Source organism: Streptococcus mitis bv. 2 str. SK95, assembly GCF_000222705.1.
Taxonomy (GTDB): Bacteria; Bacillota; Bacilli; order Lactobacillales; family Streptococcaceae; genus Streptococcus; species Streptococcus mitis_AY.
Window position 1 is genome coordinate 90,827 of the sequence record NZ_AFUB01000011.1, and the last position, 25,960, is coordinate 116,786.

The window sequence follows — 25,960 nt, forward strand, 5'->3', positions numbered from 1 at the left end:
TTTTCAGAAATAAGCTATACTAGTTAACGTAAAACTATGATAAGATGGAGGTATTGTGTATGGTTGACAAGCAAGTTATTGAAGAAATCAAAAACAATACCAACATTGTGGAAGTCATAGGCGACGTGATTTCTTTACAAAAGGCTGGACGGAACTATTTAGGGCTCTGTCCTTTTCATGGTGAGAAGACCCCTTCTTTCAACGTTGTGGAAGACAAGCAGTTTTATCACTGTTTCGGATGTGGTCGTTCAGGAGATGTCTTTAAGTTCATCGAAGAGTACCAAGGTGTGTCCTTTATGGAAGCTGTTCAGCTCTTAGGGGAGCGAGTCGGTATTCAACTAGCCATGCCTGTCCAGTCTCGTCCTCAACAGGTTTCGCCTCATCAAGCTTTATATGATATGCATGAAGAAGCTGCCCGCTTTTACCATGCAATTCTCATGACGACTAAGATGGGAGAAGAAGCAAGGGCTTATCTTTACAAACGTGGATTGACGGATGATGTTCTGAAGCACTTCCAGATTGGACTGGCTCCAGCAGAGAGAACCTATCTCTACCAACGTTTATCTGACAAGTTTGAGGAAAAGGATTTATTGGATTCGGGCTTGTTTTACTTGTCAGATAGCAATCAGTTTTATGATACTTTTTTCGGACGTATCATCTTTCCTTTGACCAATGACAAGGGGCAGGTTATTGCTTTTTCAGGTCGTATCTGGCAAGAAACGGATAGTCAGACTGCCAAGTACAAAAATAGTCGCTCGACCGCAATTTTTAACAAGAGTTACGAATTGTATCATTTGGACAAGGCAAAAAAGGGAACAGGTAAGATTACAGAGCTCTATCTGATGGAAGGCTTCATGGATGTTATCGCGGCCTACCGTGCTGGTATAGAAAATGCTGTAGCTTCTATGGGGACAGCCTTAAGTAAGGAGCATGTTGACCACCTCAAACGCTTCACCAAAAAGATAGTTCTCAGCTATGATGGCGACAAGGCAGGGCAGGCAGCAACAGCCAAGGCACTAGAGGAGTTAAAAGATTTCTCAGTTGAGGTTGTTCGAGTACCTGATGCCATGGACCCAGATGAGTATTTACAAAAGAATTCTGCTGAAGACCTAGCCTACCTTCTAACCAAGACTCGGATTAGTCCTATAGAGTTCTATATTCACCAGCTCAAACCTGAAAATAGTGATAACTTGCAAGCGCAAATCGAGTTCATTGAAAAGATTGCGCCCTTAATCGCCAAAGAAAAGTCGATCACTGCCCAGAATTCTTACATCCACATTCTGGCGGATAACCTACCTTCCTTTGATTACCAGCAGGTAGAACAGATTGTAAATGAAAGTCGGATTGTTCAAAGGCAGGAGAGGGTCAAGGAGCAACCTACACCAGTAGCGATTAGTTTACCTGTGACGCGTCAACTGACAGCAGTTATGAGAGCAGAAGCTCATCTCCTTTATAGGATGGCAGAGAATCCAGTTGTTTTAAACGACTACCGATTAAGAGAAGATTTTTTCTTTGATACCCCAGAATTTCAGATTCTTTACGAATTATTAAATGTAGAGGGAGAAATCGGATCAGAGGAACTTTCTCATCAGACTCCTGAGGTTGAAAATGCCTGGTACCATGTTCTTGGTCTAGATTTGCCAGCAGAGATGTCGCCTCAAGAACTTTCTGAAGTCGAAGCGACTCGTAACCGTGCTCTCCTCAGCAAGGACAATTTAAGGATTAAAAAGAAAGTGCAGGAAGCTAGTCATGTAGGAGATACAGACACAGCCTTGGAAGAATTGCAACGATTGATTTCCCAAAAGAGAAGAATGGAGTAATAATGGCAACAAAACAAAAAGAAGTAACCACATTTGATGTGCAGGTAGCAGACTTTATCCGTAACCACAAAAAAACAGGAACAGCAACAGACGATGAAATCAACTCAAGTCTGGTGATCCCTTTTGCTTTAGATGCTGACGGCATTGAAGATCTTTTGCAACGGATTCAGGATGCTGGAATTTCTATCACTGATAACGAAGGGAATCCAAGTGCACGTGTCCTTAGTACAGAAGAAGAGCCAGAACTCAGTGATGAGGATTTGATTGGCTCAACCTCTGCCAAGGTTAATGACCCTGTCCGTATGTATTTGAAGGAAATCGGGGTTGTTCCTCTCTTGACCAACGAAGAGGAAAAAGAATTGGCCCTTGCAGTTGAAGCTGGTGATATCGAAGCTAAACAACGTCTTGCAGAGGCCAACCTTCGTTTGGTGGTTTCTATCGCTAAGCGCTACGTAGGGCGTGGCATGCAGTTTCTTGACTTGATTCAAGAAGGAAACATGGGCTTGATGAAGGCAGTGGACAAGTTTGACTATTCAAAAGGATTCAAGTTTTCTACGTATGCAACCTGGTGGATTCGTCAGGCGATCACTCGTGCCATCGCTGATCAGGCTCGTACCATTCGTATCCCGGTTCACATGGTAGAAACCATTAACAAACTCGTCCGTGAACAGCGTAACCTCCTTCAAGAATTGGGTCAAGATCCAACTCCTGAACAAATCGCTGAGCGTATGGATATGACACCTGACAAGGTCCGTGAAATCTTGAAAATCGCCCAAGAGCCAGTATCACTTGAAACACCGATTGGTGAAGAGGACGATAGCCATCTTGGGGACTTTATCGAAGACGAAGTGATTGAAAATCCAGTAGACTACACAACTCGAATCGTTTTGCGCGAGCAGTTGGATGAAGTCTTGGATACTCTCACAGACCGTGAAGAAAACGTCTTGCGCTTGCGCTTTGGACTGGACGATGGGAAAATGCGCACCCTTGAAGATGTTGGGAAAGTCTTTAACGTAACTCGTGAACGTATCCGTCAGATCGAGGCCAAGGCTTTGAGAAAATTACGTCAACCAAGTCGCAGTAAACCGCTTCGTGATTTTATTGAAGATTAGAGTGAGGATGAATATGGCTTATACAGAAGAGCAAATTGAAACGATTAAAACTCGTATTTTGACTGCCTTGGAAGAGGTCATCGACCCTGAGTTGGGAATTGATATTGTCAACCTAGGTTTGATTTATGAAATTCGTTTTGATGGTGAAACTGGTCACACTGAAATTGATATGACCTTGACAACTATGGGCTGTCCACTGGCTGACCTCTTAACAGACCAGATACATGATGCGATGACAGATGTGCCTGAAGTAACCAATACCGAAGTTAAATTGGTCTGGTATCCAGCTTGGACTGTTGAAAAAATGAGTCGCTATGCACGTATCGCGCTAGGAATTAAATAAAGACTAAGAAAAATGTGAGAGACGATTGGAAAATGAGGAAATCTCCTTCTTTTTCCTTTGGTCTCTTCTTTCTTTTGCTGATTTTCTGGAAATAAAATGGTATAATGAATGGTATGGAAAACGAAAAATTGCGTGTCAATATGCTAAGTTCAAGTGAAAAAGTGGCTGGTCAAGGAGTATCAGGAGCCTACCGTGAGTTGGTACGTCTCCTACATCGTGATGCCCAAGATCAGTTAATTGTTACGGAAAACCTTCCTGTTGAGGCTGATGTAACCCACTTTCATACCATTGATTTCCCTTATTATTTATCTACATTCCAAAAGAAGCGGTCTGGGAGAAAAATTGGCTATGTGCATTTTTTGCCTGATACGCTTGAAGGAAGTTTGAAAATTCCATTTTTCTTAAAGGGAATTATCAAGCGCTATGTTTTTTCATTTTACAACAGAATGGAACACCTAGTGGTGGTCAATCCCATGTTTATCGAGGATTTGGTGGCAGCTGGTATTCCACGTGAAAAAGTAACTTATATTCCAAATTTTGTAAACAAAGAAAAATGGCATCCATTGCCAGCTGACCAAGTAGCAAAACTTCGTCAGGAAATGGATCTAGCTGAAACTCAGTTTGTTGTTGTCGGTGCAGGTCAGGTTCAGAAACGTAAAGGAATTGATGACTTTATTCGTCTTGCTGAGGAATTGCCAGAAATTACCTTTATCTGGGCTGGTGGTTTTTCATTTGGCGGGATGACAGATGGTTATGAACGCTATAAAAAAATCATGGACAATCCACCTAAAAATCTAATTTTTCCAGGTATTGTTCCTCCAGAGCGAATGCGAGAGCTCTACGCTTTAGCGGATCTCTTCTTGCTACCAAGTTACAACGAACTATTCCCTATGACTATCTTAGAGGCAGCTAGTTGTGAAGCACCGATTATGTTGAGGGATTTAGATCTATATAAGGTCATTCTCGAAGGGAATTATCGTGCGACAAGTGATGTTTCAGAGATGAGAGAAGCCATTCTCGAATACAAAGATCATCCTGAAAAGTTGAAAGACTTGAAAGAAAAAGCTAGAGAGATTTCTAAAGAGTATTCCGAGGAGCATTTATTGGAAATCTGGTTGAAGTTCTATCGGGAGCAGGCGGCTCTAGGCGAAAAGTGAGGTAATCTATGCGAATTGGTTTATTTACTGACACCTATTTCCCTCAAGTGTCTGGGGTTGCGACCAGTATTCGAACCTTGAAGACAGAACTTGAAAAGCAAGGGCATGCAGTTTTTATCTTTACAACTACCGATAAAGACGTGAACCGATACGAGGATTGGCAAATTATTCGCATTCCGAGTGTCCCTTTCTTTGCATTTAAAGATCGACGATTTGCCTATCGAGGTTTTACAAAGGCGCTTGAAATTGCCAAACAGTATCAACTCGATATCATTCATACCCAGACAGAGTTTTCACTAGGTTTGTTAGGGATTTGGATTGCAAGAGAATTGAAAATTCCTGTTATTCATACCTACCACACCCAGTATGAGGACTATGTGCATTACATTGCTAAGGGTATGCTGATTCGGCCAAGTATGGTAAAATATCTGGTACGGGGCTTCCTTCATGATGTAGATGGCGTGATTTGCCCTAGTGAGATTGTTCGGGACCTTCTATCTAAGTACAAAGTCAAGGTTGAAAAGCGTGTTATCCCAACTGGAATTGAGTTGGCTAAGTTTGAACGACCTGAGATCAAAGAGGAAAACTTGCAAGAACTTCGTTTGAAGTTAGGCATTCAGGAAGGCGAGAAAATGTTACTGAGTCTTTCTCGTATCTCCTATGAGAAGAATATCCAAGCAGTCATAGCCGCCTTTGCACAGGTTTTGAAAGAAGAAGACAGGGTGAAGCTGGTTGTTGCTGGTGACGGTCCTTATCTGGACAGTCTGAAAGAGCAAGCAGTGAAATTAAACCTGCAAAAACATGTGATTTTTACAGGTATGATTCCTCCAAGTGAGACAGCCTTATACTATAAGGCTGCAGATTTCTTCATCTCTGCCTCTACTAGTGAAACCCAAGGATTAACTTATCTAGAGAGTTTAGCCAGTGGAACGCCTGTCATTGCTCATGGCAATCCTTATCTGGATAATCTGATCAGTGACAAAATGTTTGGAACTCTCTACTATGGAGAGCATGATCTTGCTGGTGCAATCTTGGAGGCCTTGATCGCCACTCCAGATATGGATGAGCAGAAGTTGGCTGACAAGTTGTATGAGATTTCGGCTGAGAATTTTGGGAAACGAGTTCATGAGTTTTATCTTGATGCGATGATTTCAAATAAATTTGAGCAGGAACTACGTGGCGACGAACCCATGACACAGCGATTCTTAAAAACTATTTTGTACCTACCTCAGCAGGCTGTTTCAGCTCCAGTTAAAGAGTCCAAACGAATATTAAAGGCTTCTAAAAAGCAATTGTCTAGCATCCGGGATTACTGGAGAGATTAGTAAAAATATAGGAGAATAAAATATGGCAAAAAAATTTATGAGAAGTGGTAGAGATCAAAAAATTGGAGGCGTTTGCGCAGGTGTAGCCCACTATTTTGATATTGACCCTACCATTGTCCGTGTGATTTGGGGCGTTCTTGCCTTTTGTTATGGGGCAGGGGTACTTGCTTACTTGATTTTATGGGTAATTGCACCTGTTTCTAGCGAATATTAAAAGAGAATCAGAATAGAACAAAGAGAAATAAAAAGGAGTCCAGATGGCTTTTGGAGATAATGGAAAACGTAAAAAAACAATGTTTGAAAAAGTAACGCTTTTTGTCGTGCTAATTATGTTGTTTGTAACCCTTGCTGGTATCTTTGCGACAGCACTTGGAGCTTTTAGCAGATTCTAAGCAAGTTGCTAAGATAGGAACAATAACTAATGACTGGATTTTCCAGTCCTTTTTAAAGTGAGAATAAAATATGAGTATGTTTTTAGATACAGCTAAGATCAAGGTCAAGGCTGGTAATGGTGGCGATGGCATGGTCGCCTTTCGCCGTGAAAAGTATGTCCCGAATGGCGGTCCTTGGGGTGGTGATGGTGGACGTGGAGGTAACGTCGTTTTCGTTGTGGACGAAGGCTTGCGTACCTTGATGGATTTCCGCTATAACCGTCATTTCAAGGCCGAATCTGGTGAAAAAGGAATGACTAAAGGAATGCATGGACGTGGTGCAGAAGATCTTCGTGTTCGCGTACCACAAGGAACGACTGTACGTGATGCAGAAACAGGTAAAGTCATTACAGACTTGATTGAACATGGTCAAGAATTTATCGTTGCTCATGGCGGTCGTGGTGGTCGTGGGAATATCCGTTTTGCAACACCAAAAAATCCTGCGCCTGAAATTTCTGAGAATGGAGAACCAGGTCAAGAACGTGAGTTGCAACTGGAATTGAAGATTCTAGCGGATGTCGGCTTGGTCGGTTTCCCCTCTGTCGGAAAGTCAACTTTGCTTAGTGTCGTTACTTCAGCCAAACCAAAGATTGGTGCCTACCACTTTACGACAATTGTCCCAAATCTTGGGATGGTTCGTACCCAGTCAGGTGAATCGTTTGCCGTAGCGGACCTGCCAGGTTTGATTGAGGGAGCTAGCCAGGGTGTCGGCTTGGGGACTCAGTTCCTTCGTCATATTGAACGCACTCGAGTCATCCTTCATATCGTCGATATGTCGGCTAGCGAAGGTCGTGATCCTTACGAAGATTACCTTGCTATCAATAAAGAGTTGGAATCATACAACCTTCGTCTTATGGAGCGTCCCCAGATCATCGTAGCCAACAAGATGGACATGCCTGAGAGTCAGGAAAATCTTGAAGCCTTCAAGAAGAAATTGGCAGCAAACTACGACGAGTTTGAAGAACTACCAGCAATCTTCCCTATTTCTGGTCTGACCAAGCAAGGTTTGGCAACTCTTTTAGATGCGACAGCCGAGTTGTTAGACAAGACTCCTGAGTTCTTGCTCTATGACGAGTCTGATATGGAAGAAGAGGCTTACTACGGCTTTGACGAGGAAGAAAAGGCCTTTGAGATTAGTCGTGATGATGATGCGACATGGGTACTTTCTGGTGAGAAACTCATGAAACTCTTTAACATGACTAACTTTGACCGTGACGAATCAGTTATGAAATTTGCCCGCCAGCTTCGTGGTATGGGGGTTGATGAAGCCCTTCGTGCGCGTGGAGCCAAGGATGGAGACTTGGTCCGAATCGGTAAATTTGAGTTTGAATTTGTAGACTAGGAGACAGATATGGGAGATAAACCGATATCATTCCGAGATGCAGATGGAAATTTTGTTTCTGCAGCAGATGTATGGAATGAAAAGAAACTAGAAGAATTGTTTAATCGTCTCAATCCCAAACGTTCTCTTAGATTAGCACGAGAAAAAAAAGGCAATGAGAAGGCTGATAAAGAAGAAAAATAGCCTATCGACATTGATAAAACAGAACCCCGTGATTGTATTCATCACGGGGAATTTTTTAGTCATTGAAGAAAAATGGTGGCGCAAATTTTTTAAGAATTTCAAAGCAAGTCTGTGCTTCTTCAGCGTTTTCACAGATAAGAAGGCAGACGTCATCACCACATACTGTGGCAATGATTTGTTTAAAATTGAGAGCATCGAGAACAGCTCCAAACGATTGTGCAAGGCCTGGCAAGGTTTTGAGGACAACCTGATGCTGGACAGGACGTAGCATGACTAAGCCATCTTCCATATAGTTTTCCAAGCGTTTTTCCCATTTGGAGATGGAACCAGTATTTAAAACATAGTAAGAATGTTCTGCTTCGCGAACCTTTGAAAGGTTCATAGTCTTGATATCGCGTGAGAGAGTAGCCTGTGTGACTTGGATGTCGTTTTCAGCTAGTAAAGCTTGCAACTCTGCCTGTGTATGAATCTTATTTTTAGCTACAAGTGCACGGATGAGTTGGTGTCTATGTTCAGATTTATTCATATGAGGCTGACTCCTTTTATGAGGGGATGGTGATGGAGGATTGTGTGAGATCGACTGTTAAGTGATAGTCTGTATTATCACGGACAGTGATTTCAAAGTCTGTTGTATAGAGGACAAGGCGAAGTGTGTCACCTTTTTTCAGCTTGTAAATCGTAGGTTGTAGGGCAAGTTGGATTTCCATCCATTTTTCAGCTTCTATGCTCTCAACAGTTAGTAAATCATTTCGATTTTGTAAATTAAGGTAGCCTTTGGTGATAACACGTTGAACACTTGGATTGAATGGCAGTTCGCAGAGATTTTCTAACATGTGGTAGCGACCGTTGTCAATGGTTCTAGCACTTAAAACAGCTGGATAAGGCTGCAGATATTTCTTTTGTCCAAGTTCTAGCAGTTGAGCAGACAATAAGCCCTTGTTTGTACTTGATTTGACACGAAGTTTCAGCTCCACTCGACCATTTAAGTGAATATCTTGAGTTACTGGAAGGTCAATGGTGATCTGATTAGCTTTTCCTTGGTAAAGTTCTGTGTTGAAAGTCTGGTAAGTCTTACCATAACGATCAAAATCATCTTGATCATACTGGTTTTGAATCACTTTTTCTTCAGTTCCAAGTGAGAAGGTATGCAGTTCATCTTGCTTGCCAAAGTCATCAAGGCACTGCCATGTTTGAGGTACAGTATTGTCTTGCCAGATAACAGTAGGAGGTTGATAGCTTGAGTCAAGTCCTAACAGTTTCTTACTTAACAAGGCATTCATGGACTCACGGAAGTCAATTGACTGCCAGTTATTCATATAAACATGAGCCCCATGATGGAAAAATAGGTGCTTATTGATATGAGCTGGAAGGGTATGAAACATCTGGTAAACATGAAGAGGTTTGACGTTCCAATCCTGAGAACCATGCGTAAAGACGACCTCGGCTTTAACCTTGTGAGCATTGAGTAGATAGTTGCGGTCATGCCAAAATTGATTGTAGTCACCAGTCTTGCGATCTAATTGTTCTTTTACCTTCTCTAAGTCTGCCTGATGAGCTTCATTACCACGAATATAATCACCAGCTAGGAGATTACGGGAGTAGGTCAATTCAGCAAGTGAGTCAAAATCCTCACCTGGATAACCACCAGGGCTGGTTACCAGACCATTTTCACGATAGTAGTTATACCAAGAGGAAATACCTGCTTCAGCGATAATCACTTCTAAACCATCAACACCAGTTGTCGCGAGACCATTGGACATGGTACCTAGATAGGAAATTCCTGTTGTTGCGACTTTCCCGTTTGACCAGTCAGCCTTGACTTGACGTTTGCGCGTGTGGTCCGTGAAAGCACGACAACGACCATTAAGCCAGTCAATCACGTTTTTATATGCTTCAATTTGATGGTAGTCCCCATTAGTCATGAGACCTTGGGAATCTCTGGTACCAACACCCGATACATAGAGATTGGCAAATCCTCGTGGGAGGAAGTAGTCATTGAGGGTGTATGAGCTATTGATATGAGCTAACTTTTCTTCAGCTTTTGAGACGACTTCAGTTTGGCCGAGAGGCTCGACTAAATTCAGCTTAGGCTCCTCAAGCTCAATGGTGTGGGCAGGTTTGACCTCAAGCTCTCCTTCCATTTTGTAGAGAGCCTTGTCGCTGGCTTTATCATTGGTGCCTTGGTGATAAGGACTGGCAGTCATAAGAGCAGGGACTTGTCCATCATAACGTGGACGAATAATGCTGACCTTGACTAAATCAGGGAGTCCGTCTTTATCAGTATCCACACGACTCTCGACATACACGACTTCACGAATGACATCGTGAGTAGAGAAGGTTGCCAAGCTCTTACCGTTAAAGTAGTGGTAGTGATTATCTTCTGAAATGAGTCCATCACTAACAAGCTGGTCGATGAGGGTATTTCCCTTTTTGGTTCGAGTGTTGAGTAAATGGTAAAGATTTTCAATCAAATCTCCGTAAATAATAGGAAATCCAGTCTCCTTACGAAATAGTTCGGCATCCTCAAAATCAACAAGATAGCTGAATCCTAAAAGTTGAAAAACTACCGTATAGAAAATATCAGCAGTCAACTCTTTATCAGACTGAAAGAAGCTCAAAAGGTCCGTTTCTCTATCTGCAGCTAGGGTAGATAGAGCATAATCGGTGTTCGCATAAGTGAAAAAACTCCAGCGGACAAATTGTTCAAGTTGTTTTTTTGATGCTTGTTCTGGTACCAGCTTCAAACCAAGCTGAGATAACTCGCGCAAAATTTGTGAATGAGAAACGGGCAAGTAGCTGAATTGATTAAAACGCATGGCGCTCTCCTTTGAAAATATTCTAAATTTAGTATATCAAAAATAAGGTAAAAAAGATATTGTTGACCTGTGATGAAGTCACTTTAAAAGGAATGGTCTTATACCTTTTCATTCTAGTTTTTAAAATGGTATAATAGTACTATATATAAAGCAAGGGGGAGATGGAATGATTGCACAACTCGACACCAAGACTGTTTACAGTTTTATGGAAAGTGTGGTTTCGATTGAAAAATACGTACAAACAGCTAAAGAATACGGCTATTCTCACCTTGCTATCATGGATGTGGATAATCTCTATGGAGCCTATCACTTTTTAGAAGTGACTCGTAAGCAGGGCATCCAACCTTTAATTGGTCTTGAAATGAACTTGATTATAGACGAGAAGGCGCTTTCTTTCCGTTTTCTAGCCTTATCCACTAAAGGTTATCAAGAGTTGATGAAGTTATCCACTTTAAAAATGACTGGACGGAAAAATTGGTCTGACTTCACCTCCCACCTCGAAGATGTTGCCGTTATTGTTCCTTATTTTGATGGAATCGAACAGCTGGATTTGGGGCATGATTATTTTATCGGTGTCAGTCCAGATACTCCTCAAGAAGTCTTTACCAGACCCATTCTTCCACTCTATCAAGTCAACTCTTTTGAAAAAGAAGATATACAAGTTTTGCAAATCTTGTCGGCAGTCAAGGACAATGTCAGTCTTAGGGAAGTGGATGTGCATTCACAACAAGGGATTTTTTTACCTGCCTCAGATTTAGAAGCTCGGTTTAAAAATCGCTTCTCTCAGGCACTTGCCAATCTTCAAGGTTTGATAGAGAATGTTAGATACCAACTTGATCCAAGTTTAAAACTCCCTCGCTTTAATCCTGAAAGACCAGCGGTGGAAGAGCTTCGAGCAAGAGCTGAGCAAGGCTTGAGTGACAAGGGGCTAACCTCAATTATCTATCGTGAGCGACTGAATGAAGAGTTGGCTGTGATTCATGATATGGGCTTTGACGACTATTTCCTTGTAGTTTGGGATTTGCTCCGTTTTGGACGCTCCCAAGGCTACTATATGGGAATGGGGCGCGGTTCTGCGGTTGGTAGTCTGGTGGCCTACTCACTCGATATCACAGGAATTGACCCGGTTGAAAAGGACTTGATTTTCGAGCGCTTTTTAAATCGTGAGCGTTACACCATGCCCGATATCGATATTGACATTCCAGACCTTTATAGACCAGAGTTCATTCGTTATGTTCGTGATCGCTATGGCAGTCAACACGTGGCGCAGATTGTCACTTATTCGACCTTTGGAGCAAAACAGGCAATTCGTGATGTTTTCAAACGCTATGGCGTTCCAGAGTACGAATTAACAAATATTACGAAAAAAATCAGTTTCCGAGATACGCTAACGACGGCCTATGAAAAGAATTTGCAATTTAGGCAGGTCATCAATAGTAAGATTGAATACCAAAAAGCTTTTGAGATTGCTCGAAAGATTGAAGGTTATCCACGTCAGACCTCTATCCATGCAGCCGGAGTCGTTATGAGCGACCAGGACTTGACGGACTATATTCCGCTCAAATACGGTGAAGATATGCTCATCACCCAGTATGATGCTCATGGTGTTGAAGCTAATGGTCTTTTAAAAATGGATTTCCTAGGTCTGCGTAACCTAACTTTTGTCCAAAAAATGCAGGAATTACTAGCTGAGTCAGAAGGTATTCATCTGAAAATCGAAGAGATTGATTTGGAAGACAAAGAAACTCTGGCCCTTTTTGCTTCTGGAAATACTAAAGGTATTTTCCAATTTGAACAACCAGGAGCCATTCGACTCTTGAAACGAGTCAAGCCGCAAGTTTTCGAAGAAGTGGTGGCAACGACATCCCTCAACAGACCAGGTGCTAGTGATTATATCGATAATTTTGTGGCTCGAAAGCACGGCAAAGAAAAGGTGACGGTGCTGGATCCTGCCTTGGAAGACATCCTTTCATCAACCTACGGTATCATGCTCTATCAAGAGCAAGTCATGCAGGTGGCTCAGCACTTTGGAGGTTTCAGCCTTGGCAAAGCCGATATCCTCAGACGAGCCATGGGTAAGAAAAATGCTAAAGAGATGCATTTGATGAAGGAAGATTTTATCACAGGGGCTATGAAACTTGGGCATTCAGAAGAAAAAGCCAACCAAGTTTTTGCAGTGATGGAAAAGTTTGCGGGCTACGGATTTAACAGATCCCACGCCTATGCCTACTCAGCCCTGGCTTTCCAGCTAGCTTATTTCAAGACGCACTATCCTGCTATTTTCTTTCAAGTCATGTTGAATTATTCAAGCAGTGATTACATTGTGGATGCATTGCAGATGGGCTTTGAAGTAGCTCAATTAGCAATCAACACTATTCCCTATCATGATAAGATTGCACAGAAGAAAATCTATCTTGGTCTAAAAGCCATTAAGGGCATGCCAAGAGATTTGTCTTACTGGATTATTGAAAATCGTCCCTTCTTAAGCATTGAAGATTTTGTCACACGTCTTCCCAAGAATTACAAGAAACTGTCGCTTCTGACGCCTTTGGTTGAACTGGGGCTTTTTGATGACTTTGACAAGAATCGCCAGAAAATCTTAGTCAACCTACCAAACCTATTTGTTTTTGTTGAGGAGTTGGGTGGTCTCTTTGCAGATGCAAGTTATAGTTGGACTGAAGCTGATGATTTTACTGAGGCAGAGAAATTTTACAAAGAGCAGGAACTGATTGGAGTTGGAATCAGTGCCCATCCTCTACAAACTCTTGCCAAACAAGCTTTATATCCAACAACGTCCATCGTTAATCTCACTGAGGGGAGTCAAGCAACTCTTCTAGTTGAAGTGCAAAAACTAAAAGTCATTCGAACTAAGAAAGGCGAGAGTATGGCCTTTCTACAGGTTCATGACAGTAAGTCTAGGCTGGATGTAACTGTATTTTCTGACCAATATCGAAAATTCGCTTCTATCTTGTTCGAAGGAAAATTCTACTATATCAATGGCAAGGTTCAATCCCGAGATGGTCGTCTGCAAATGATTGCACAAGATTTGAAAGAAGCAGTCGCTGAACGATTCTGGATTCAAGTTAAAAATCACGACAACGATAGAGAGATTTCAAATATCTTGGAACAATATAAAGGCTCTATTCCTGTTATTATCAGGTATGTAGAGGAAGAAAAAACAATTGTTTCCTCCCAACATTTTGTAAAAAAAGATACACTTTTACAGGAAAAATTAGAGGGAATTACTATGAAAACGATTTATCGCTAAAAATACGAAAAATAGAAGAATTTTCAAATGAAATGTGGTATAATCAATAAGAATGTTAAAAGAAAAAGGAGCAAAACCAAATGAAACGTATTGCTGTTTTGACTAGTGGTGGAGACGCCCCTGGTATGAACGCTGCCATCCGTGCAGTAGTTCGTCAAGCAATCTCAGAAGGAATGGAAGTCTTTGGTATCTATGATGGATACGCAGGGATGGTTGCCGGTGAAATCTATCCACTTGATGCTGCTTCAGTTGGAGACATCATTTCACGTGGTGGTACTTTCCTTCACTCTGCTCGTTACCCTGAGTTTGCACAACTCGAAGGTCAACTTAAAGGGATTGAGCAGTTGAAAAAACACGGTATCGAAGGTGTCGTTGTTATCGGTGGTGACGGTTCTTATCACGGAGCTATGCGCTTGACTGAGCATGGATTCCCTGCTATCGGACTTCCAGGTACAATCGATAACGATATCGTAGGTACTGACTTCACAATCGGATTTGATACTGCAGTTACTACTGCAATGGATGCAATCGATAAGATTCGTGATACATCATCAAGTCACCGTCGTACTTTCGTTGTTGAAGTAATGGGACGTAATGCTGGTGATATCGCACTTTGGGCAGGTATTGCAACTGGTGCTGATGAAATCATTATCCCTGAAGAAGGCTTCAAGATGGAAGATATCGTAGCTAGTATCAAAGCTGGTTACGAATGCGGAAAAAACACAACATCATCGTTTTGGCCGAGGGGGTTATGTCTGCCGATGAATTCGGTAAGAAACTCAAGGAAGCAGGAGATACTAGTGACCTTCGTGTAACTGAACTTGGTCACATCCAACGTGGTGGTTCACCAACTGCGCGTGACCGCGTCTTGGCGTCACGCTTGGGAGCACATGCTGTTAAACTCCTCAAACAAGGAATCGGTGGTGTCGCTGTTGGTATTCGTAATGAGAAAATGGTTGAAAACCCAATTCTTGGAACAGCAGAAGAAGGAGCCTTGTTCAGCCTAACTGCTGATGGCAAAATCGTTGTTAACAACCCTCACAAAGCTGACCTTGGACTTGCTAGCTTGAACAAGAGCTTGTCCTAATCAACTTTAACTAATCTGGTAAAATGACCATAAAAGGTCAAATTATATAAAGGAGTCACAAATCATGAATAAACGTGTAAAAATCGTTGCAACTTTGGGTCCTGCGGTAGAAATCCGTGGTGGTAAAAAATTCGGTGATGACGGATACTGGGGTGAAAAACTTGACGTTGAAGCTTCAGCAAAAAACATTGCTAAATTGATTGAAGCAGGAGCTAACACTTTCCGTTTCAACTTCTCACACGGTGACCACCAAGAACAAGGTGAACGTATGGCAACTGTTAAACTTGCAGAAAAACTTGCAGGTAAAAAAGTTGGTTTCCTTCTTGATACTAAAGGACCAGAAATCCGTACAGAATTGTTTGAAGGTGAAGCTAAAGAGTACTCATACAAAACGGGTGAAAAAATCCGTGTTGCAACTAAACAAGGAATCAAATCAACTCGTGAAGTGATTGCTTTGAACGTTGCGGGTGCTCTTGATATCTACGACGATGTTGAAGTTGGTCGTCAAGTATTGGTTGACGATGGTAAACTTGGTCTTCGCGTTGTTGCTAAAGACGATGCAACTCGTGAATTTGAAGTTGAAGTTGAAAATGACGGAATTATCGCTAAACAAAAAGGTGTAAACATCCCTAACACTAAAATTCCTTTCCCAGCACTTGCTGAACGTGATAACGATGATATCCGTTTCGGTCTTGAGCAAGGTATTAACTTCATCGCGATCTCATTCGTACGTACTGCAAAAGACGTGAATGAAGTTCGTGCAATCTGTGAAGAAACTGGAAACGGGCATGTTCAATTGTTCGCTAAAATCGAAAACCAACAAGGTATCGACAACTTGGATGAAATCATCGAAGCTGCTGACGGTATCATGATTGCTCGTGGTGACATGGGTATTGAAGTACCATTTGAAATGGTTCCAGTTTACCAAAAAATGATTATCACTAAAGTTAACGCAGCTGGTAAAGTTGTTATCACAGCAACAAACATGCTTGAAACTATGACTGAAAAACCACGTGCCACTCGTTCAGAAGTATCAGACGTATTTAACGCTGTTATCGACGGAACTGACGCAACAATGCTTTCAGGTGAGTCTGCAAATGGTAAATACCCACTTGAGTCAGTTACAACAATGGCTACAATTGACAAGAACGCTCAAACTCTTCTTAACGAATACGGACGTTTGAACTCAGATACTTTCGAACGTAACTCTAAGACAGAAGTTATGGCTTCAGCAGTTAAAGATGCAACAAACTCAATGGACATCAAATTGGTTGTAACTCTTACTAAGACTGGTCACACTGCACGTTTGATCTCTAAATACCGTCCAAATGCTGATATCTTGGCATTGACATTTGACGAATTGACAGAACGTGGATTGATGTTGAACTGGGGTGTTATCCCAATGTTGACAGATGCTCCATCATCAACTGACGATATGTTCGAAATTGCTGAACGTAAAGCAGTTGAAGCAGGTCTTGTACAATCTGGTGACGATATCGTTATCGTTGCAGGTGTACCGCTTGGAGAAGCTGTCCGTACAAACACGATGCGTATCCGTACAGTACGTTAATCTAAACTTTTAAAAGCCTATCATACCAAGCTTTTGTGCTTGTATGATGGGTCTTTTTTCTATTTTAGAAGATAAAAAGAGAGAGATTTTTATTAAACAGAAATGGGAAAAATAGGAGAACTATGGTATAATAGAACGTAGAGACCTTTTTAGTAAATTTTGAAAGAGTATAACATGAGAAAAATTGTCATCAATGGTGGACATCCATTGCAAGGTGAGATCACCATTAGCGGTGCTAAGAATAGTGTTGTAGCATTAATCCCTGCTATTATACTGGCAGATGATGTTGTCACTTTGGATTGTGTCCCAGATATTTCAGACGTTGCTAGTCTTGTAGAGATTATGGAAATCATGGGAGCGAAAGTAAAACGCTATGATGATGTTTTGGAGATTGATCCGAGAGGTGTTCAAAACATTCCTATGCCTTATGGTAAGATTAATAGCCTTCGTGCTTCTTATTATTTCTATGGAAGTCTGTTAGGTCGCTTTGGTGAAGCAACAGTTGGACTTCCTGGTGGATGTGATTTGGGACCTCGTCCGATTGACCTTCACTTAAAAGCTTTTGAAGCCATGGGAGCTAAGGTGAGCTATGAGGGAGACAATATGAATTTGTCTGCTCAGGGTAAGGGACTTCACGGCGCAAGTATCTACATGGATACTGTCAGCGTTGGTGCAACTATTAACACCATGATTGCTGCAGTAAAAGCTAAGGGACGTACTGTCATTGAAAATGCGGCCCGTGAACCAGAAATCATCGATGTGGCTACCCTTTTGAATAACATGGGGGCTCACATTCGTGGTGCAGGGACTGATATTATCATCATTGATGGTGTCGAGCAACTTCATGGGACGCGTCACCAAGTAATCCCAGACCGTATCGAAGCTGGAACCTATATTTCACTTGCTGCAGCGGTAGGAAAAGGAATTCGTATTAACAACGTTCTCTATGAACACTTAGAAGGCTTTATCGCCAAACTAGAGGAAATGGGCGTTCGTATGACAGTCTCTGAGGATTGTATCTTCGTTGAAGAACAGTCTGATTTGAAGGCCATCAATATCAAAACAGCTCCCTATCCAGGGTTTGCAACCGATTTGCAACAGCCTATTACGCCACTTTTACTAACTGCTCAAGGTCGTGGTACCATTATTGACACCATTTACGAAAAACGTGTCAACCATGTTTTTGAGTTAGCAAAAATGGATGCGGATATTACGACTACAAATGACCATATTTTCTACACTGGTGGGCGTGTTCTACATGGTGCCAAGGTGAAAGCTACAGACTTGCGAGCTGGTGCTGCACTTGTCATCGCTGGATTGATGGCTCAAGGCCAGACTGAAATTACAAATATTGAGTTTATCCTTCGTGGTTACTCAGATATTATTGAAAAATTGCGTAGTCTTGGAGCGGACATTACACTTGTTGAAGACTAAACCGTTGAGGTGATTATGAATATTTGGACCAAATTAGCAATGTTTTCTTTTTTTGAAACGGAGCGCTTGTATTTGCGTCCTTTCTTTTTTAGTGACAGTCAAGCGTTTTTCGAGATTGCTTCCAATCCTGAAAATCTTCAGTTTATTTTTCCCAGTCAAGCAAGTTTGGAAGAAAGTCAGTACGCACTTGCCAACTATTTTATGAGAGCTCCTCTGGGTGTCTGGGCAATTTGTAGCCAAGACAATCAGGAAATGATTGGTTCCATCAAGTTTGAAAAAATAGACGAAATCAAAAAAGAAGCTGAAATTGGTTATTTCTTAAGAAAGGATTCTTGGTCACAAGGTTTTATGACAGAAGTAGTTACCAAACTATGTCAGCTTTCATTTGAAGAATTTGGTTTAAAACAATTATCCATTATCACTCATCTGGAGAATCAAGCTAGTCAAAAAGTAGCCTTGAAATCGGGCTTTAGTCTCTTCCGACAGTTTAAGGGGAGCGATCGCTATACACGTAAAATGAGGGACTATCTTGAATTTCGATACATAAAAGGAGAATTCAATGAGTAAACACCAGGAAATCTTAAGTTATCTGGAAGAGTTGCCAATTGGGAAGAGAGTTAGTGTTCGTAGTATTTCAAATCACCTAGGTGTCAGTGATGGGACGGCTTATCGTGCCATTAAAGAAGCTGAAAACCGTGGAATTGTAGAAACTCGACCTCGTAGTGGAACCATTCGTGTCAAATCTCAGAAAGTGGCTATTGAAAAACTGACCTATGCAGAGATTGCAGAAGTAACCTCATCTGAAGTTTTGGCTGGTCAAGAAGGTTTGGACAGAGAATTCAGTAAATTCTCCATTGGGGCTATGACCGAGCAGAATATCTTGTCCTATCTGAATGATGGTGGTCTTTTGATCGTAGGTGACCGTACTCGTATTCAACTTTTAGCTCTGGAAAATGAAAACGCGGTCCTTGTAACGGGTGGCTTTCATGTGCACGAGGATGTACTAGCTCTTGCCAATAAAAAGGGTATTCCTGTCCTGAGAAGCAAGCATGATACTTTTACAGTTGCGACCATGATCAATAGAGCTTTGTCAAATGTGCAGATTAAGACAGATATTTTAACAGTTGAAAAGCTCTATCGTCCCAGTCATGAGTATGGTTTCTTAAGAGAAACGGACACAGTGAAAGATTATCTAGACTTGGTACGCAAGAATCGAAGTAGTCGTTTCCCAGTCATCAATCAGCATCAAGTGGTTGTGGGAGTTGTTACCATGCGTGATGCAGGGGACAAATCCCCTAGCACGACGATTGATAAGGTGATGACGCGCAGTATTTTTGTGACAGGATTAGCGACCAATATTGCCAACGTCAGTCAACGGATGATAGCAGAAGACTTTGAGATGGTCCCAGTCGTGAGAAGCAATCAAACTTTGCTCGGAGTTGTAACGAGACGAGATGTCATGGATAAGATGAGCCGCTCTCAAGTTTCGGCTTTGCCGACTTTTTCAGAGCAAATCGGACAAAAGTTGTCTTATCATCACGACGAAGTTGTGATTACAGTTGAGCCCTTTATGCTTGAGAAGAACGGAGTTTTGGCAAATGGTGTTCTTGCTGAAATTTTAACTCACATGACACAGGATTTGGTGGCAAATAGCAGACGCAATCTCATTATCGAGCAGATGCTAATTTACTTCTTACAAGCTGTTCAGATAGATGATACTTTGCGAATTCAGGCACGTATTATTCACCACACGAGACGTTCGGCTATTATTGATTATGATATTTATCATGGTCACCAGATTGTTTCAAAAGCAAACGTTACAGTCAAAATCAATTAGAATCTAGGAGAAAAAATGATAACTTTAAAATCAGCACGTGAAATCGAAGCCATGGACAAGGCAGGTGATTTCCTCGCTAGTATTCATATCGGCTTACGTGATTTGATTAAGCCAGGCGTGGATATGTGGGAAGTAGAAGAGTACGTTCGTCGACGTTGTAAAGAGGAAAATTTCCTTCCTCTACAGATTGGCGTGGATGGTGCAGTCATGGATTACCCCTATGCCACTTGTTGCTCTCTCAACGACGAAGTAGCTCACGCCTTCCCACGTCATTACATTTTGAAAGATGGCGATTTACTCAAGGTTGACATGGTTCTAGGCGGTCCGATTGCCAAATCCGACCTCAATGTATCTAAACTCAACTTCAATAATGTTGAGCAAATGAAAAAATACACTCAAAACTATACTGGCGGTCTAGCAGACTCATGTTGGGCTTATGCGGTTGGTACACCGTCTGAAGAAGTGAAAATCCTGATGGACGTGACCAAGGAAGCTATGTATATAGGGATTGAGCAGGCAGTTGTTGGAAATCGTATCGGTGATATCGGTGCAGCAATTCAGGAATATGCTGAAAGTCGCGGTTACGGTGTCGTACGTGATTTGGTTGGTCATGGTGTTGGACCAACTATGCACGAAGAACCAATGGTTCCTAACTACGGTGTAGCAGGTCGTGGACTCCGTCTCCGTGAAGGAATGGTACTAACCATTGAACCCATGATAAATACTGGTGACTGGGAAATTGATACAGATATGAAGACTGGCTGGGCTCATAAGACTATTGATGGCGGCCTATCTTGCCAATATGAACACCAGTTCGTGATTACCAAAGACGGTCCTGTTATCTTGACTAGTCAAGGTGAAGAAGGAACGTATTAAAATGAAAGGAGCTTGTACCACCCTCAAAAAGTTAGACAGAAAAAATCAGCTCTTTGTCAACTGTAGTGGGTTGAAGTCAGCTAAGATCGAGAAAGGACGAATTTCGTCCTTTCTTTTTTGATATTTAGAGCAATGAAAATTCTTTTATTGAAATTTTCAAAATTCCGAAAACCAAAGGCATTTCGTTTGATAAGTTTAATGAGATTATTAGTCGCTTTTCATTATAGATCTTATGGGACTTTTTTTGTACCAGATTTCTGAATAAACTGATTAAATTCCTATTTTTCCCTATCATTGTCCCTGTTTTTTCTGGAGTTTTGGGGATATAATAGACCTATCAAATCAAAGAATGGAGGAAGGCAATGGACAATGCAATCTTTTTTATCAGCGTTTTTCTTGCTGGAATTCTTTCCTTCTTTTCTCCTTGTATTTTACCCTTGTTGCCAGTCTATGCGGGGGTCTTGTTGGATGATAAGAATGATGCTCAGGCTTCTAGTGGAAAATTTTCAATCTCACTTGTTAGTTTATTGCGAACTCTGGCCTTTATAGCGGGGATTTCTTTTATCTTTATCTTACTGGGCTATGGAGCTGGTTTTTTAGGCAATTTGCTGTATGCTTCTTGGTTTCAGTATGTGACGGGTGCGGTTATCATTCTCTTGGGCTTGCACCAGATGGAAGTCCTACATTTGCAGGGGCTCTACAAGGAAAGAAGGCTACAATTAAAGAGACAGGATCAAAACGCTAACGGCTATAGTCAGGCATTTTTACTGGGGTTGACCTTTAGTTTTGCTTGGACGCCGTGTGTAGGGCCAGTTCTGGGCTCTGTTTTGGCTTTGGCGGCTTCAGGTGGTTCAGGAGCTTGGCAAGGAGCTGGTCTCATGTTGGTTTACACGCTGGGTTTGGCGCTACCATTTTTGGTTCTAGCTCTTGCCTCCAGCTATGTTTTGAAACATTTCCGAAAACTCCATCCTTATCTCGGAACCCTCAAGAAAGTGGGTGGTTTCCTCATTATCCTGATGGGAATCTTGGTGCTTTTGGGGAATGCTTCCATTTTGACTACATTATTTGAATAGAGAGGAAAAAGAAATGAAAAAATGGCAAACATGTCTCCTTGGAGTAGGCTCAATCTGTTGTTTGGCAGCCTGTTCGGCTAAAAATATGTCAGACGAGTCTACTATGAAGGAGCAAACCAAAACAGAACAAGTCAGTTCACAAACTGCCACTAAAGGTCAGCAAGTCGCTGATTTTGAACTAACAGGTGTAGATGGCAAGACCTACCGCTTGTCTGATTACAAGGGCAAGAAAGTCTATCTCAAATTCTGGGCTTCTTGGTGTTCTATCTGTCTGGCTAGTCTTTCGGATACGGATGAAATTGCTAAGGATGCTGGTGATGACTACGTGGTCTTGACAGTGGTGTCTCCTGGTCACAAGGGAGAACAAGCGGAAGCGGATTTTAAAAAATGGTATAAGGGCTTGGATTATAAAAATTTTCCAGTTTTAATTGATCCATCAGGTAAACTCTTGGAAAGTTATGGTGTTCGTTCTTATCCAACTCAAGCCTTTATAGACAAGGAAGGCAAGCTGGTCAAAACGCAACCAGGTTTTATGGATAAGGATATGATTTTAAAAGAATTGAAAGAAATGGGGTAGAGAAAGGCTATGAATGATAAAGTAAAACTTTTTGTCTTGGCAGGGGTCATTCTCCTAGCCCTAACCGGTTTCTATTTTCTATTGATGCGAAATGCAGGGCAGACAGATACGTCGCAAATTGAGAAAGCGTCAGTTAGCCAAGGAGGAAAAACAGTGAAAAAAACAGAAGTCAGTAAAAACTCAGACTTGCACGAAATTTATCTTGCTGGGGGATGTTTCTGGGGAGTTGAGGAATACTTCTCACGCGTTCCCGGAGTGACAGATGCCGTTTCAGGCTATGCAAATGGTAGAGGGGAAACAACCAAGTACGAATTGATTAACCAAACAGGACATGCGGAAACCGTCCATGTCACCTATGATGCTAACCAAATTTCCCTCAAGGAAATCCTACTTCATTACTTCCGCATTATCAACCCAACCAGCAAAAATAAACAAGGAAATGATGTGGGAACCCAGTACCGTACAGGTGTTTATTACACAGATGAAAAGGATTTGGAAGTAATCAATCAGGTCTTTGATGAAGTGGCTAAGAAATACGACCAACCTCTGGCAGTTGAAAAGGAGACCTTGAAGAATTTTGTGGTGGCGGAGGATTATCACCAAGACTACCTCAAGAAAAATCCAAATGGCTACTGTCATATCAATGTCAATCAGGCTGCCTATCCCGTCATCGATGCCAGCAAATATCCCAAACCAAGCGATGAAGAATTGAAAAAGACCTTGTCACCTGAGGAGTATGCAGTTACCCAGAAAAATCAAACAGAACGAGCTTTTTCAAACCGCTACTGGGATAAATTTGAATCTGGTATCTATGTAGATGTCGCCACTGGCGAACCTCTCTTTTCATCAAAGGATAAGTTTGAGTCTGGTTGCGGATGGCCTAGTTTCACCCAACCAATTAGTCCAGATGTCGCTACCTACAAGGAAGATAAGTCCTACAACATGACACGCATGGAAGTGCGGAGCAGAGTTGGAGATTCTCACCTTGGCCATGTTTTTACGGACGGCCCACAGGATAAGGGGGGCTTACGCTACTGTATCAATAGTCTCTCTATCCGCTTTATTCCCAAAGACCAAATGGCAGAAAAAGGCTATACCTATTTACTAGATTATGTTGATTAAGAGGGCTTTCCTAAGCAGTTAGAGGAGAATTTTGCTATACTGATACTAGTAAGTGACAAAGGAGCAGAGCATGACCTACACAATCTTAATCGTAGAAGATGAATATCTGGTTAGACAAGGCTTGACCAAACTGGTCAATGTAGCAGCCTACGATATGGAAATCATCGGTCAGGCTGAAAATGGAAGACAGGCTTGGGAATTGATTCAAAAGCAGATGCCGGATATCATTTTAACCGATATCAACATGCCTCAGCTAAATGGTATCCAGTTGGCTAGTCTGGTCCGAGAAACCTATCCTCAGGTGCATTTGGTCTTTTTGACGGGCTACGATGATTTTGATTATGCCTTATCTGCTGTCAAACTCGGTGTGGATGACTACCTGCTCAAGCCCTTTTCTCGTCAGGATATTGAGGAGATGTTGGGGAAAATCAAGCAAAAATTAGACAAGGAAGAAAAAGAAGAGCAGTTACAAGATTTACTGACCGATAAGTTTGAAGGAAATCTGGCTCAGAAGATTCAGTCCCATCTGGCTGATAGTCAATTTAGTTTAAAGTCTTTGGCCAGTGATTTGGGCTTTAGCCCGACCTATCTGAGTTCCTTGATTAAGAAAGAGTTGGGTCTGCCTTTTCAGGATTATCTGGTGAGAGAGCGTGTCAAACAAGCCAAGCTCTTGCTTTTGACCACGGATTTAAAGATTTACCAGATAGCCGAAAAGGTTGGTTTTGAAGATATGAACTATTTTACCCAACGTTTTAAACAGATTGCAGGTGTGACACCTCGTCAGTTTAAGAAGGGAGAAGGTCGATGAAGCGTTCTTCTCTTCTAGTCAGAATGGTTATTTCAATCTTTCTGGTCTTTCTCATTCTCCTAGCTCTGGTTGGGACTTTCTATTATCAATCTAGTTCATCAGCCATTGAGGCCACTATTGAGGGTAATAGCCAAACGACCATCAGCCAGACTAGCCACTTTATTCAGTCTTATATCAAAAAATTAGAAACCACCTCGACCAGTTTGACCCAGCAGGCAGATGCCCTAGCCTATGCTGAGAATCCCAGTCAAGACAAGGTCGAGGGAATCCGAAATCTGTTTTTGACCATCTTGAAGGCAGACCAGGACTTGAAAGCTGTGGTACTGGTCACCAAATCTGGTCAGGTTATTTCCACAGATGACAGTGTGCAGATGAAAACCTCCTCAGATATGATGACTGAGGATTGGTACCAAAAGGCTATTCATCAGGGAGCCATACCTGTCTTGACTCCGGCTCGTAAATCGGATAGCCAATGGGTTATTTCTGTCACTCAGGAACTTGTTGATGCAAAGGGAGCCAATCTTGGTGTGCTTCGCTTGGATATTTCCTATGAAACTCTGGAAGCCTATCTCAACAAACTCCAGTTGGGCCAGCAGGGTTTTGCCTTTATCATCAATGAAAATCATGAATTTGTCTACCATCCTAAACGTACTGTCTATAGCTCAGCGAGTGAAATGGAGGCCATGAAACCCTACATCGAGACGGGGCAGGGCTATACGCTGGATCACCAATCCTACGTCAGTCAGGAACAGATTGCAGGGACTGATTGGACGGTTATAGGCGTGTCTTCGTTGGAGAAGTTAGACCAGGTTCGGAGTCAACTCATGTGGACCTTGTTTGGGGCAAGTGTCACGTCTCTATTTGCCTGTCTCTGCTTGGTGTGGTTCAGCCTCAAACGATGGATTGCCCCTTTGAAGGATTTGAGAGAAACCATGCTGAAAATTGCTTCTGGTGATCAGAATCTTCGTGCCAAGGAAGCTGGTGCCTATGAACTGAGAGAAGTGACTCGCCAGTTTAATGACATGTTGGATCAGATTGATCAGCTGATGGCAGCTATTCGCAGACAGGAAGAAACGACCCGGCAGTATGAACTTCAAGCACTGTCGAGCCAGATTAACCCCCATTTTCTCTATAACACCTTGGACACTATCATCTGGATGGCTGAATTCCAGGATAGTCAGCGAGTGGTTCAGGTGACCAAGTCCTTGGCAACCTATTTCCGCTTGGCGCTCAATCAAGGAAAGGATTTGATTTCTCTTTCTGATGAAATCAATCATGTCCGCCAGTACCTCTTTATCCAGAAACAACGCTACGGAGATAAGCTGGAGTATGAGATTGATGAAGAACCTGCTTTTGATAACCTAGTCTTACCCAAGTTGGTGTTGCAACCTCTTGTAGAAAATGCTCTTTACCATGGCATCAAGGAGAAGGAAGGTCAGGGCCATATTAAAGTCTCTGTTCAGAAACAGGATACAGGGCTTGTCATCCGCATTGAGGATGATGGCGTTGGTTTCCAAAATCCTGACGATAGTAGTCAAAGTCAGCTCAAACGTGGGGGAGTTGGCCTTCAAAATGTCAACCAACGACTAAAACTTCATTTTGGAGACAATTACCAGATGAAGATCAATTCTGCACCCGAAAAAGGGACGACGGTTGAAATATACATCAATAAAATAGAAACAAGTTAGCTCCCAGTCAATTCTGGGAGTTTTACTATTAAAAATCAGAATGATTAGTTGGCCTTGATAAAATCAGTAAAAAAAGATATGATAGATAGTG

22 protein-coding genes and 2 pseudogenes are annotated in these 25,960 nt (G+C 42.0%); 21 read left to right on the plus strand and 3 right to left on the minus strand.

Annotation, left to right across the window (positions count from 1 at the left end; all coding sequences use genetic code 11):
• Nucleotides 1–59 precede the first annotated feature (59 nt).
• From dnaG to HMPREF9965_RS12950, 9 genes are all read left to right on the plus strand, one after another.
• On the plus strand, nt 60–1,820 hold the full coding sequence (gene dnaG, locus HMPREF9965_RS04195) for a DNA primase (protein ID WP_000227917.1): 1,761 nt from the start codon (nt 60–62) through the stop codon (nt 1,818–1,820).
• A 2-nt stretch (nt 1,821–1,822) separates the two neighbouring features.
• Nucleotides 1,823–2,932: an RNA polymerase sigma factor RpoD gene (gene rpoD / locus HMPREF9965_RS04200; protein ID WP_000201891.1), complete on the plus strand. Its 1,110-nt coding sequence runs from the start codon at nt 1,823–1,825 to the stop codon at nt 2,930–2,932.
• A gap of 13 nt (nt 2,933–2,945) precedes the next feature.
• A complete protein-coding gene (locus tag HMPREF9965_RS04205) occupies nt 2,946–3,275 on the plus strand; it encodes a metal-sulfur cluster assembly factor (RefSeq protein ID WP_004243128.1) in 330 nt (109 codons plus the stop codon).
• A gap of 113 nt (nt 3,276–3,388) precedes the next feature.
• On the plus strand, nt 3,389–4,432 hold the full coding sequence (locus HMPREF9965_RS04210; protein ID WP_004243114.1) for a glycosyltransferase family 4 protein: 1,044 nt from the start codon (nt 3,389–3,391) through the stop codon (nt 4,430–4,432).
• A gap of 8 nt (nt 4,433–4,440) precedes the next feature.
• The gene (locus HMPREF9965_RS04215) at nt 4,441–5,757 is read left to right on the plus strand and encodes a glycosyltransferase family 4 protein (protein ID WP_001219458.1); all 1,317 of its coding nucleotides are present in this window, start codon (nt 4,441–4,443) and stop codon (nt 5,755–5,757) included.
• A gap of 22 nt (nt 5,758–5,779) precedes the next feature.
• The gene (locus tag HMPREF9965_RS04220; RefSeq protein ID WP_001074503.1) at nt 5,780–5,971 is read left to right on the plus strand and encodes a PspC domain-containing protein; all 192 of its coding nucleotides are present in this window, start codon (nt 5,780–5,782) and stop codon (nt 5,969–5,971) included.
• A gap of 43 nt (nt 5,972–6,014) precedes the next feature.
• On the plus strand, nt 6,015–6,149 hold the full coding sequence (locus tag HMPREF9965_RS04225) for a DUF4044 domain-containing protein (protein ID WP_000863854.1): 135 nt from the start codon (nt 6,015–6,017) through the stop codon (nt 6,147–6,149).
• A gap of 70 nt (nt 6,150–6,219) precedes the next feature.
• Nucleotides 6,220–7,530 carry a GTPase ObgE gene (obgE, locus tag HMPREF9965_RS04230; protein ID WP_000061653.1) on the plus strand — a complete coding sequence of 437 codons (1,311 nt, stop codon included), beginning with the start codon at nt 6,220–6,222 and terminating at the stop codon, nt 7,528–7,530.
• 9 nt (nt 7,531–7,539) lie between these two features.
• Nucleotides 7,540–7,713 (plus strand): hypothetical protein, encoded by a 174-nt coding sequence (locus tag HMPREF9965_RS12950; RefSeq protein WP_000502579.1) that lies wholly within the window; start codon nt 7,540–7,542, stop codon nt 7,711–7,713.
• Nucleotides 7,714–7,768: 55 nt separating this feature from the next.
• Here HMPREF9965_RS12950 and HMPREF9965_RS04240 read toward each other — a convergent pair whose 3' ends face one another.
• Nucleotides 7,769–8,239 (minus strand): arginine repressor, encoded by a 471-nt coding sequence (locus HMPREF9965_RS04240; protein ID WP_001043007.1) that lies wholly within the window; start codon nt 8,237–8,239, stop codon nt 7,769–7,771.
• 16 nt (nt 8,240–8,255) lie between these two features.
• Nucleotides 8,256–10,529 carry a Xaa-Pro dipeptidyl-peptidase gene (locus tag HMPREF9965_RS04245; protein ID WP_001212004.1) on the minus strand — a complete coding sequence of 758 codons (2,274 nt, stop codon included), beginning with the start codon at nt 10,527–10,529 and terminating at the stop codon, nt 8,256–8,258.
• Nucleotides 10,530–10,695: 166 nt separating this feature from the next.
• Between HMPREF9965_RS04245 and HMPREF9965_RS04250 the strand changes: the two genes are divergently transcribed.
• From HMPREF9965_RS04250 to HMPREF9965_RS04280, 7 genes and pseudogenes are all read left to right on the plus strand, one after another.
• On the plus strand, nt 10,696–13,797 hold the full coding sequence (locus HMPREF9965_RS04250) for a DNA polymerase III subunit alpha (RefSeq protein WP_000561563.1): 3,102 nt from the start codon (nt 10,696–10,698) through the stop codon (nt 13,795–13,797).
• Between the two features lie 80 nt (nt 13,798–13,877).
• Nucleotides 13,878–14,884, plus strand: a pseudogene (pfkA, locus tag HMPREF9965_RS04255) (6-phosphofructokinase).
• A 64-nt stretch (nt 14,885–14,948) separates the two neighbouring features.
• Entirely contained in the window at nt 14,949–16,454 is a 1,506-nt protein-coding gene (pyk, locus tag HMPREF9965_RS04260) for a pyruvate kinase (protein ID WP_001042794.1), read from the plus strand.
• A gap of 174 nt (nt 16,455–16,628) precedes the next feature.
• Nucleotides 16,629–17,888, plus strand: coding sequence for a UDP-N-acetylglucosamine 1-carboxyvinyltransferase (locus tag HMPREF9965_RS04265; RefSeq protein WP_001227074.1), 1,260 nt, complete (start codon nt 16,629–16,631; stop codon nt 17,886–17,888).
• A 15-nt stretch (nt 17,889–17,903) separates the two neighbouring features.
• Entirely contained in the window at nt 17,904–18,455 is a 552-nt protein-coding gene (locus tag HMPREF9965_RS04270; protein ID WP_001028746.1) for a GNAT family N-acetyltransferase, read from the plus strand.
• Nucleotides 18,448–19,725, plus strand: a complete 1,278-nt coding sequence (gene spxR / locus HMPREF9965_RS04275; protein WP_000033803.1) for a CBS-HotDog domain-containing transcription factor SpxR — start codon at nt 18,448–18,450, stop codon at nt 19,723–19,725. The genes HMPREF9965_RS04270 and spxR overlap by 8 nt, the downstream gene beginning before the upstream one ends.
• A gap of 15 nt (nt 19,726–19,740) precedes the next feature.
• Nucleotides 19,741–20,601 carry a methionyl aminopeptidase gene (locus tag HMPREF9965_RS04280; RefSeq protein WP_000631550.1) on the plus strand — a complete coding sequence of 287 codons (861 nt, stop codon included), beginning with the start codon at nt 19,741–19,743 and terminating at the stop codon, nt 20,599–20,601.
• Nucleotides 20,602–20,681: 80 nt separating this feature from the next.
• Here the strand turns inward: HMPREF9965_RS04280 and HMPREF9965_RS12955 are convergent.
• Nucleotides 20,682–20,819 (minus strand): annotated as a pseudogene (locus HMPREF9965_RS12955) (transposase); the annotation flags it as partial.
• Nucleotides 20,820–20,963: 144 nt separating this feature from the next.
• On the opposite strand from HMPREF9965_RS12955, the gene ccdA2 reads away from it, so the two are divergent.
• The 5 genes from ccdA2 (at nt 20,964) to HMPREF9965_RS04305 (ending at nt 25,869) form a co-directional block, all read left to right on the plus strand.
• A complete protein-coding gene (gene ccdA2, locus HMPREF9965_RS04285; protein WP_000367928.1) occupies nt 20,964–21,674 on the plus strand; it encodes a thiol-disulfide oxidoreductase-associated membrane protein CcdA2 in 711 nt (236 codons plus the stop codon).
• A 13-nt stretch (nt 21,675–21,687) separates the two neighbouring features.
• Nucleotides 21,688–22,251, plus strand: a complete 564-nt coding sequence (locus tag HMPREF9965_RS04290; RefSeq protein ID WP_000759265.1) for a redoxin family protein — start codon at nt 21,688–21,690, stop codon at nt 22,249–22,251.
• Between the two features lie 9 nt (nt 22,252–22,260).
• A complete protein-coding gene (gene msrB / locus HMPREF9965_RS04295; RefSeq protein ID WP_000998587.1) occupies nt 22,261–23,373 on the plus strand; it encodes a peptide-methionine (R)-S-oxide reductase MsrB in 1,113 nt (370 codons plus the stop codon).
• 70 nt (nt 23,374–23,443) lie between these two features.
• Nucleotides 23,444–24,181, plus strand: a complete 738-nt coding sequence (locus tag HMPREF9965_RS04300; RefSeq protein ID WP_000222613.1) for a response regulator transcription factor — start codon at nt 23,444–23,446, stop codon at nt 24,179–24,181.
• Nucleotides 24,178–25,869 (plus strand): cache domain-containing sensor histidine kinase, encoded by a 1,692-nt coding sequence (locus HMPREF9965_RS04305; RefSeq protein ID WP_000831083.1) that lies wholly within the window; start codon nt 24,178–24,180, stop codon nt 25,867–25,869. The genes HMPREF9965_RS04300 and HMPREF9965_RS04305 overlap by 4 nt, the downstream gene beginning before the upstream one ends.
• Nucleotides 25,870–25,960: the final 91 nt, after the last annotated feature.

Bases quoted from the DNA above. Each gene is read 5' to 3' on its own strand.
- HMPREF9965_RS04225 (WP_000863854.1), top strand. From the start codon at position 6,015: ATGGCTTTTGGAGATAATGGAAAACGTAAAAAAACAATGTTTGAAAAA.
- HMPREF9965_RS04250 (WP_000561563.1), top strand. From the start codon at position 10,696: ATGATTGCACAACTCGACACCAAGACTGTTTACAGTTTTATGGAAAGT.
- HMPREF9965_RS04270 (WP_001028746.1), top strand. From the start codon at position 17,904: ATGAATATTTGGACCAAATTAGCAATGTTTTCTTTTTTTGAAACGGAG.
- obgE (WP_000061653.1), top strand. From the start codon at position 6,220: ATGAGTATGTTTTTAGATACAGCTAAGATCAAGGTCAAGGCTGGTAAT.
- HMPREF9965_RS04240 (WP_001043007.1), bottom strand. From the start codon at position 8,239: ATGAATAAATCTGAACATAGACACCAACTCATCCGTGCACTTGTAGCT.
- HMPREF9965_RS04280 (WP_000631550.1), top strand. From the start codon at position 19,741: ATGATAACTTTAAAATCAGCACGTGAAATCGAAGCCATGGACAAGGCA.
- HMPREF9965_RS04220 (WP_001074503.1), top strand. From the start codon at position 5,780: ATGGCAAAAAAATTTATGAGAAGTGGTAGAGATCAAAAAATTGGAGGC.
- HMPREF9965_RS12950 (WP_000502579.1), top strand. From the start codon at position 7,540: ATGGGAGATAAACCGATATCATTCCGAGATGCAGATGGAAATTTTGTT.
- HMPREF9965_RS04305 (WP_000831083.1), top strand. From the start codon at position 24,178: ATGAAGCGTTCTTCTCTTCTAGTCAGAATGGTTATTTCAATCTTTCTG.
- HMPREF9965_RS04290 (WP_000759265.1), top strand. From the start codon at position 21,688: ATGAAAAAATGGCAAACATGTCTCCTTGGAGTAGGCTCAATCTGTTGT.
- HMPREF9965_RS04215 (WP_001219458.1), top strand. From the start codon at position 4,441: ATGCGAATTGGTTTATTTACTGACACCTATTTCCCTCAAGTGTCTGGG.
- rpoD (WP_000201891.1), top strand. From the start codon at position 1,823: ATGGCAACAAAACAAAAAGAAGTAACCACATTTGATGTGCAGGTAGCA.
- HMPREF9965_RS04300 (WP_000222613.1), top strand. From the start codon at position 23,444: ATGACCTACACAATCTTAATCGTAGAAGATGAATATCTGGTTAGACAA.
- pyk (WP_001042794.1), top strand. From the start codon at position 14,949: ATGAATAAACGTGTAAAAATCGTTGCAACTTTGGGTCCTGCGGTAGAA.
- HMPREF9965_RS04245 (WP_001212004.1), bottom strand. From the start codon at position 10,529: ATGCGTTTTAATCAATTCAGCTACTTGCCCGTTTCTCATTCACAAATT.
- HMPREF9965_RS04265 (WP_001227074.1), top strand. From the start codon at position 16,629: ATGAGAAAAATTGTCATCAATGGTGGACATCCATTGCAAGGTGAGATC.
- msrB (WP_000998587.1), top strand. From the start codon at position 22,261: ATGAATGATAAAGTAAAACTTTTTGTCTTGGCAGGGGTCATTCTCCTA.
- HMPREF9965_RS04210 (WP_004243114.1), top strand. From the start codon at position 3,389: ATGGAAAACGAAAAATTGCGTGTCAATATGCTAAGTTCAAGTGAAAAA.
- dnaG (WP_000227917.1), top strand. From the start codon at position 60: ATGGTTGACAAGCAAGTTATTGAAGAAATCAAAAACAATACCAACATT.
- spxR (WP_000033803.1), top strand. From the start codon at position 18,448: ATGAGTAAACACCAGGAAATCTTAAGTTATCTGGAAGAGTTGCCAATT.
- HMPREF9965_RS04205 (WP_004243128.1), top strand. From the start codon at position 2,946: ATGGCTTATACAGAAGAGCAAATTGAAACGATTAAAACTCGTATTTTG.
- ccdA2 (WP_000367928.1), top strand. From the start codon at position 20,964: ATGGACAATGCAATCTTTTTTATCAGCGTTTTTCTTGCTGGAATTCTT.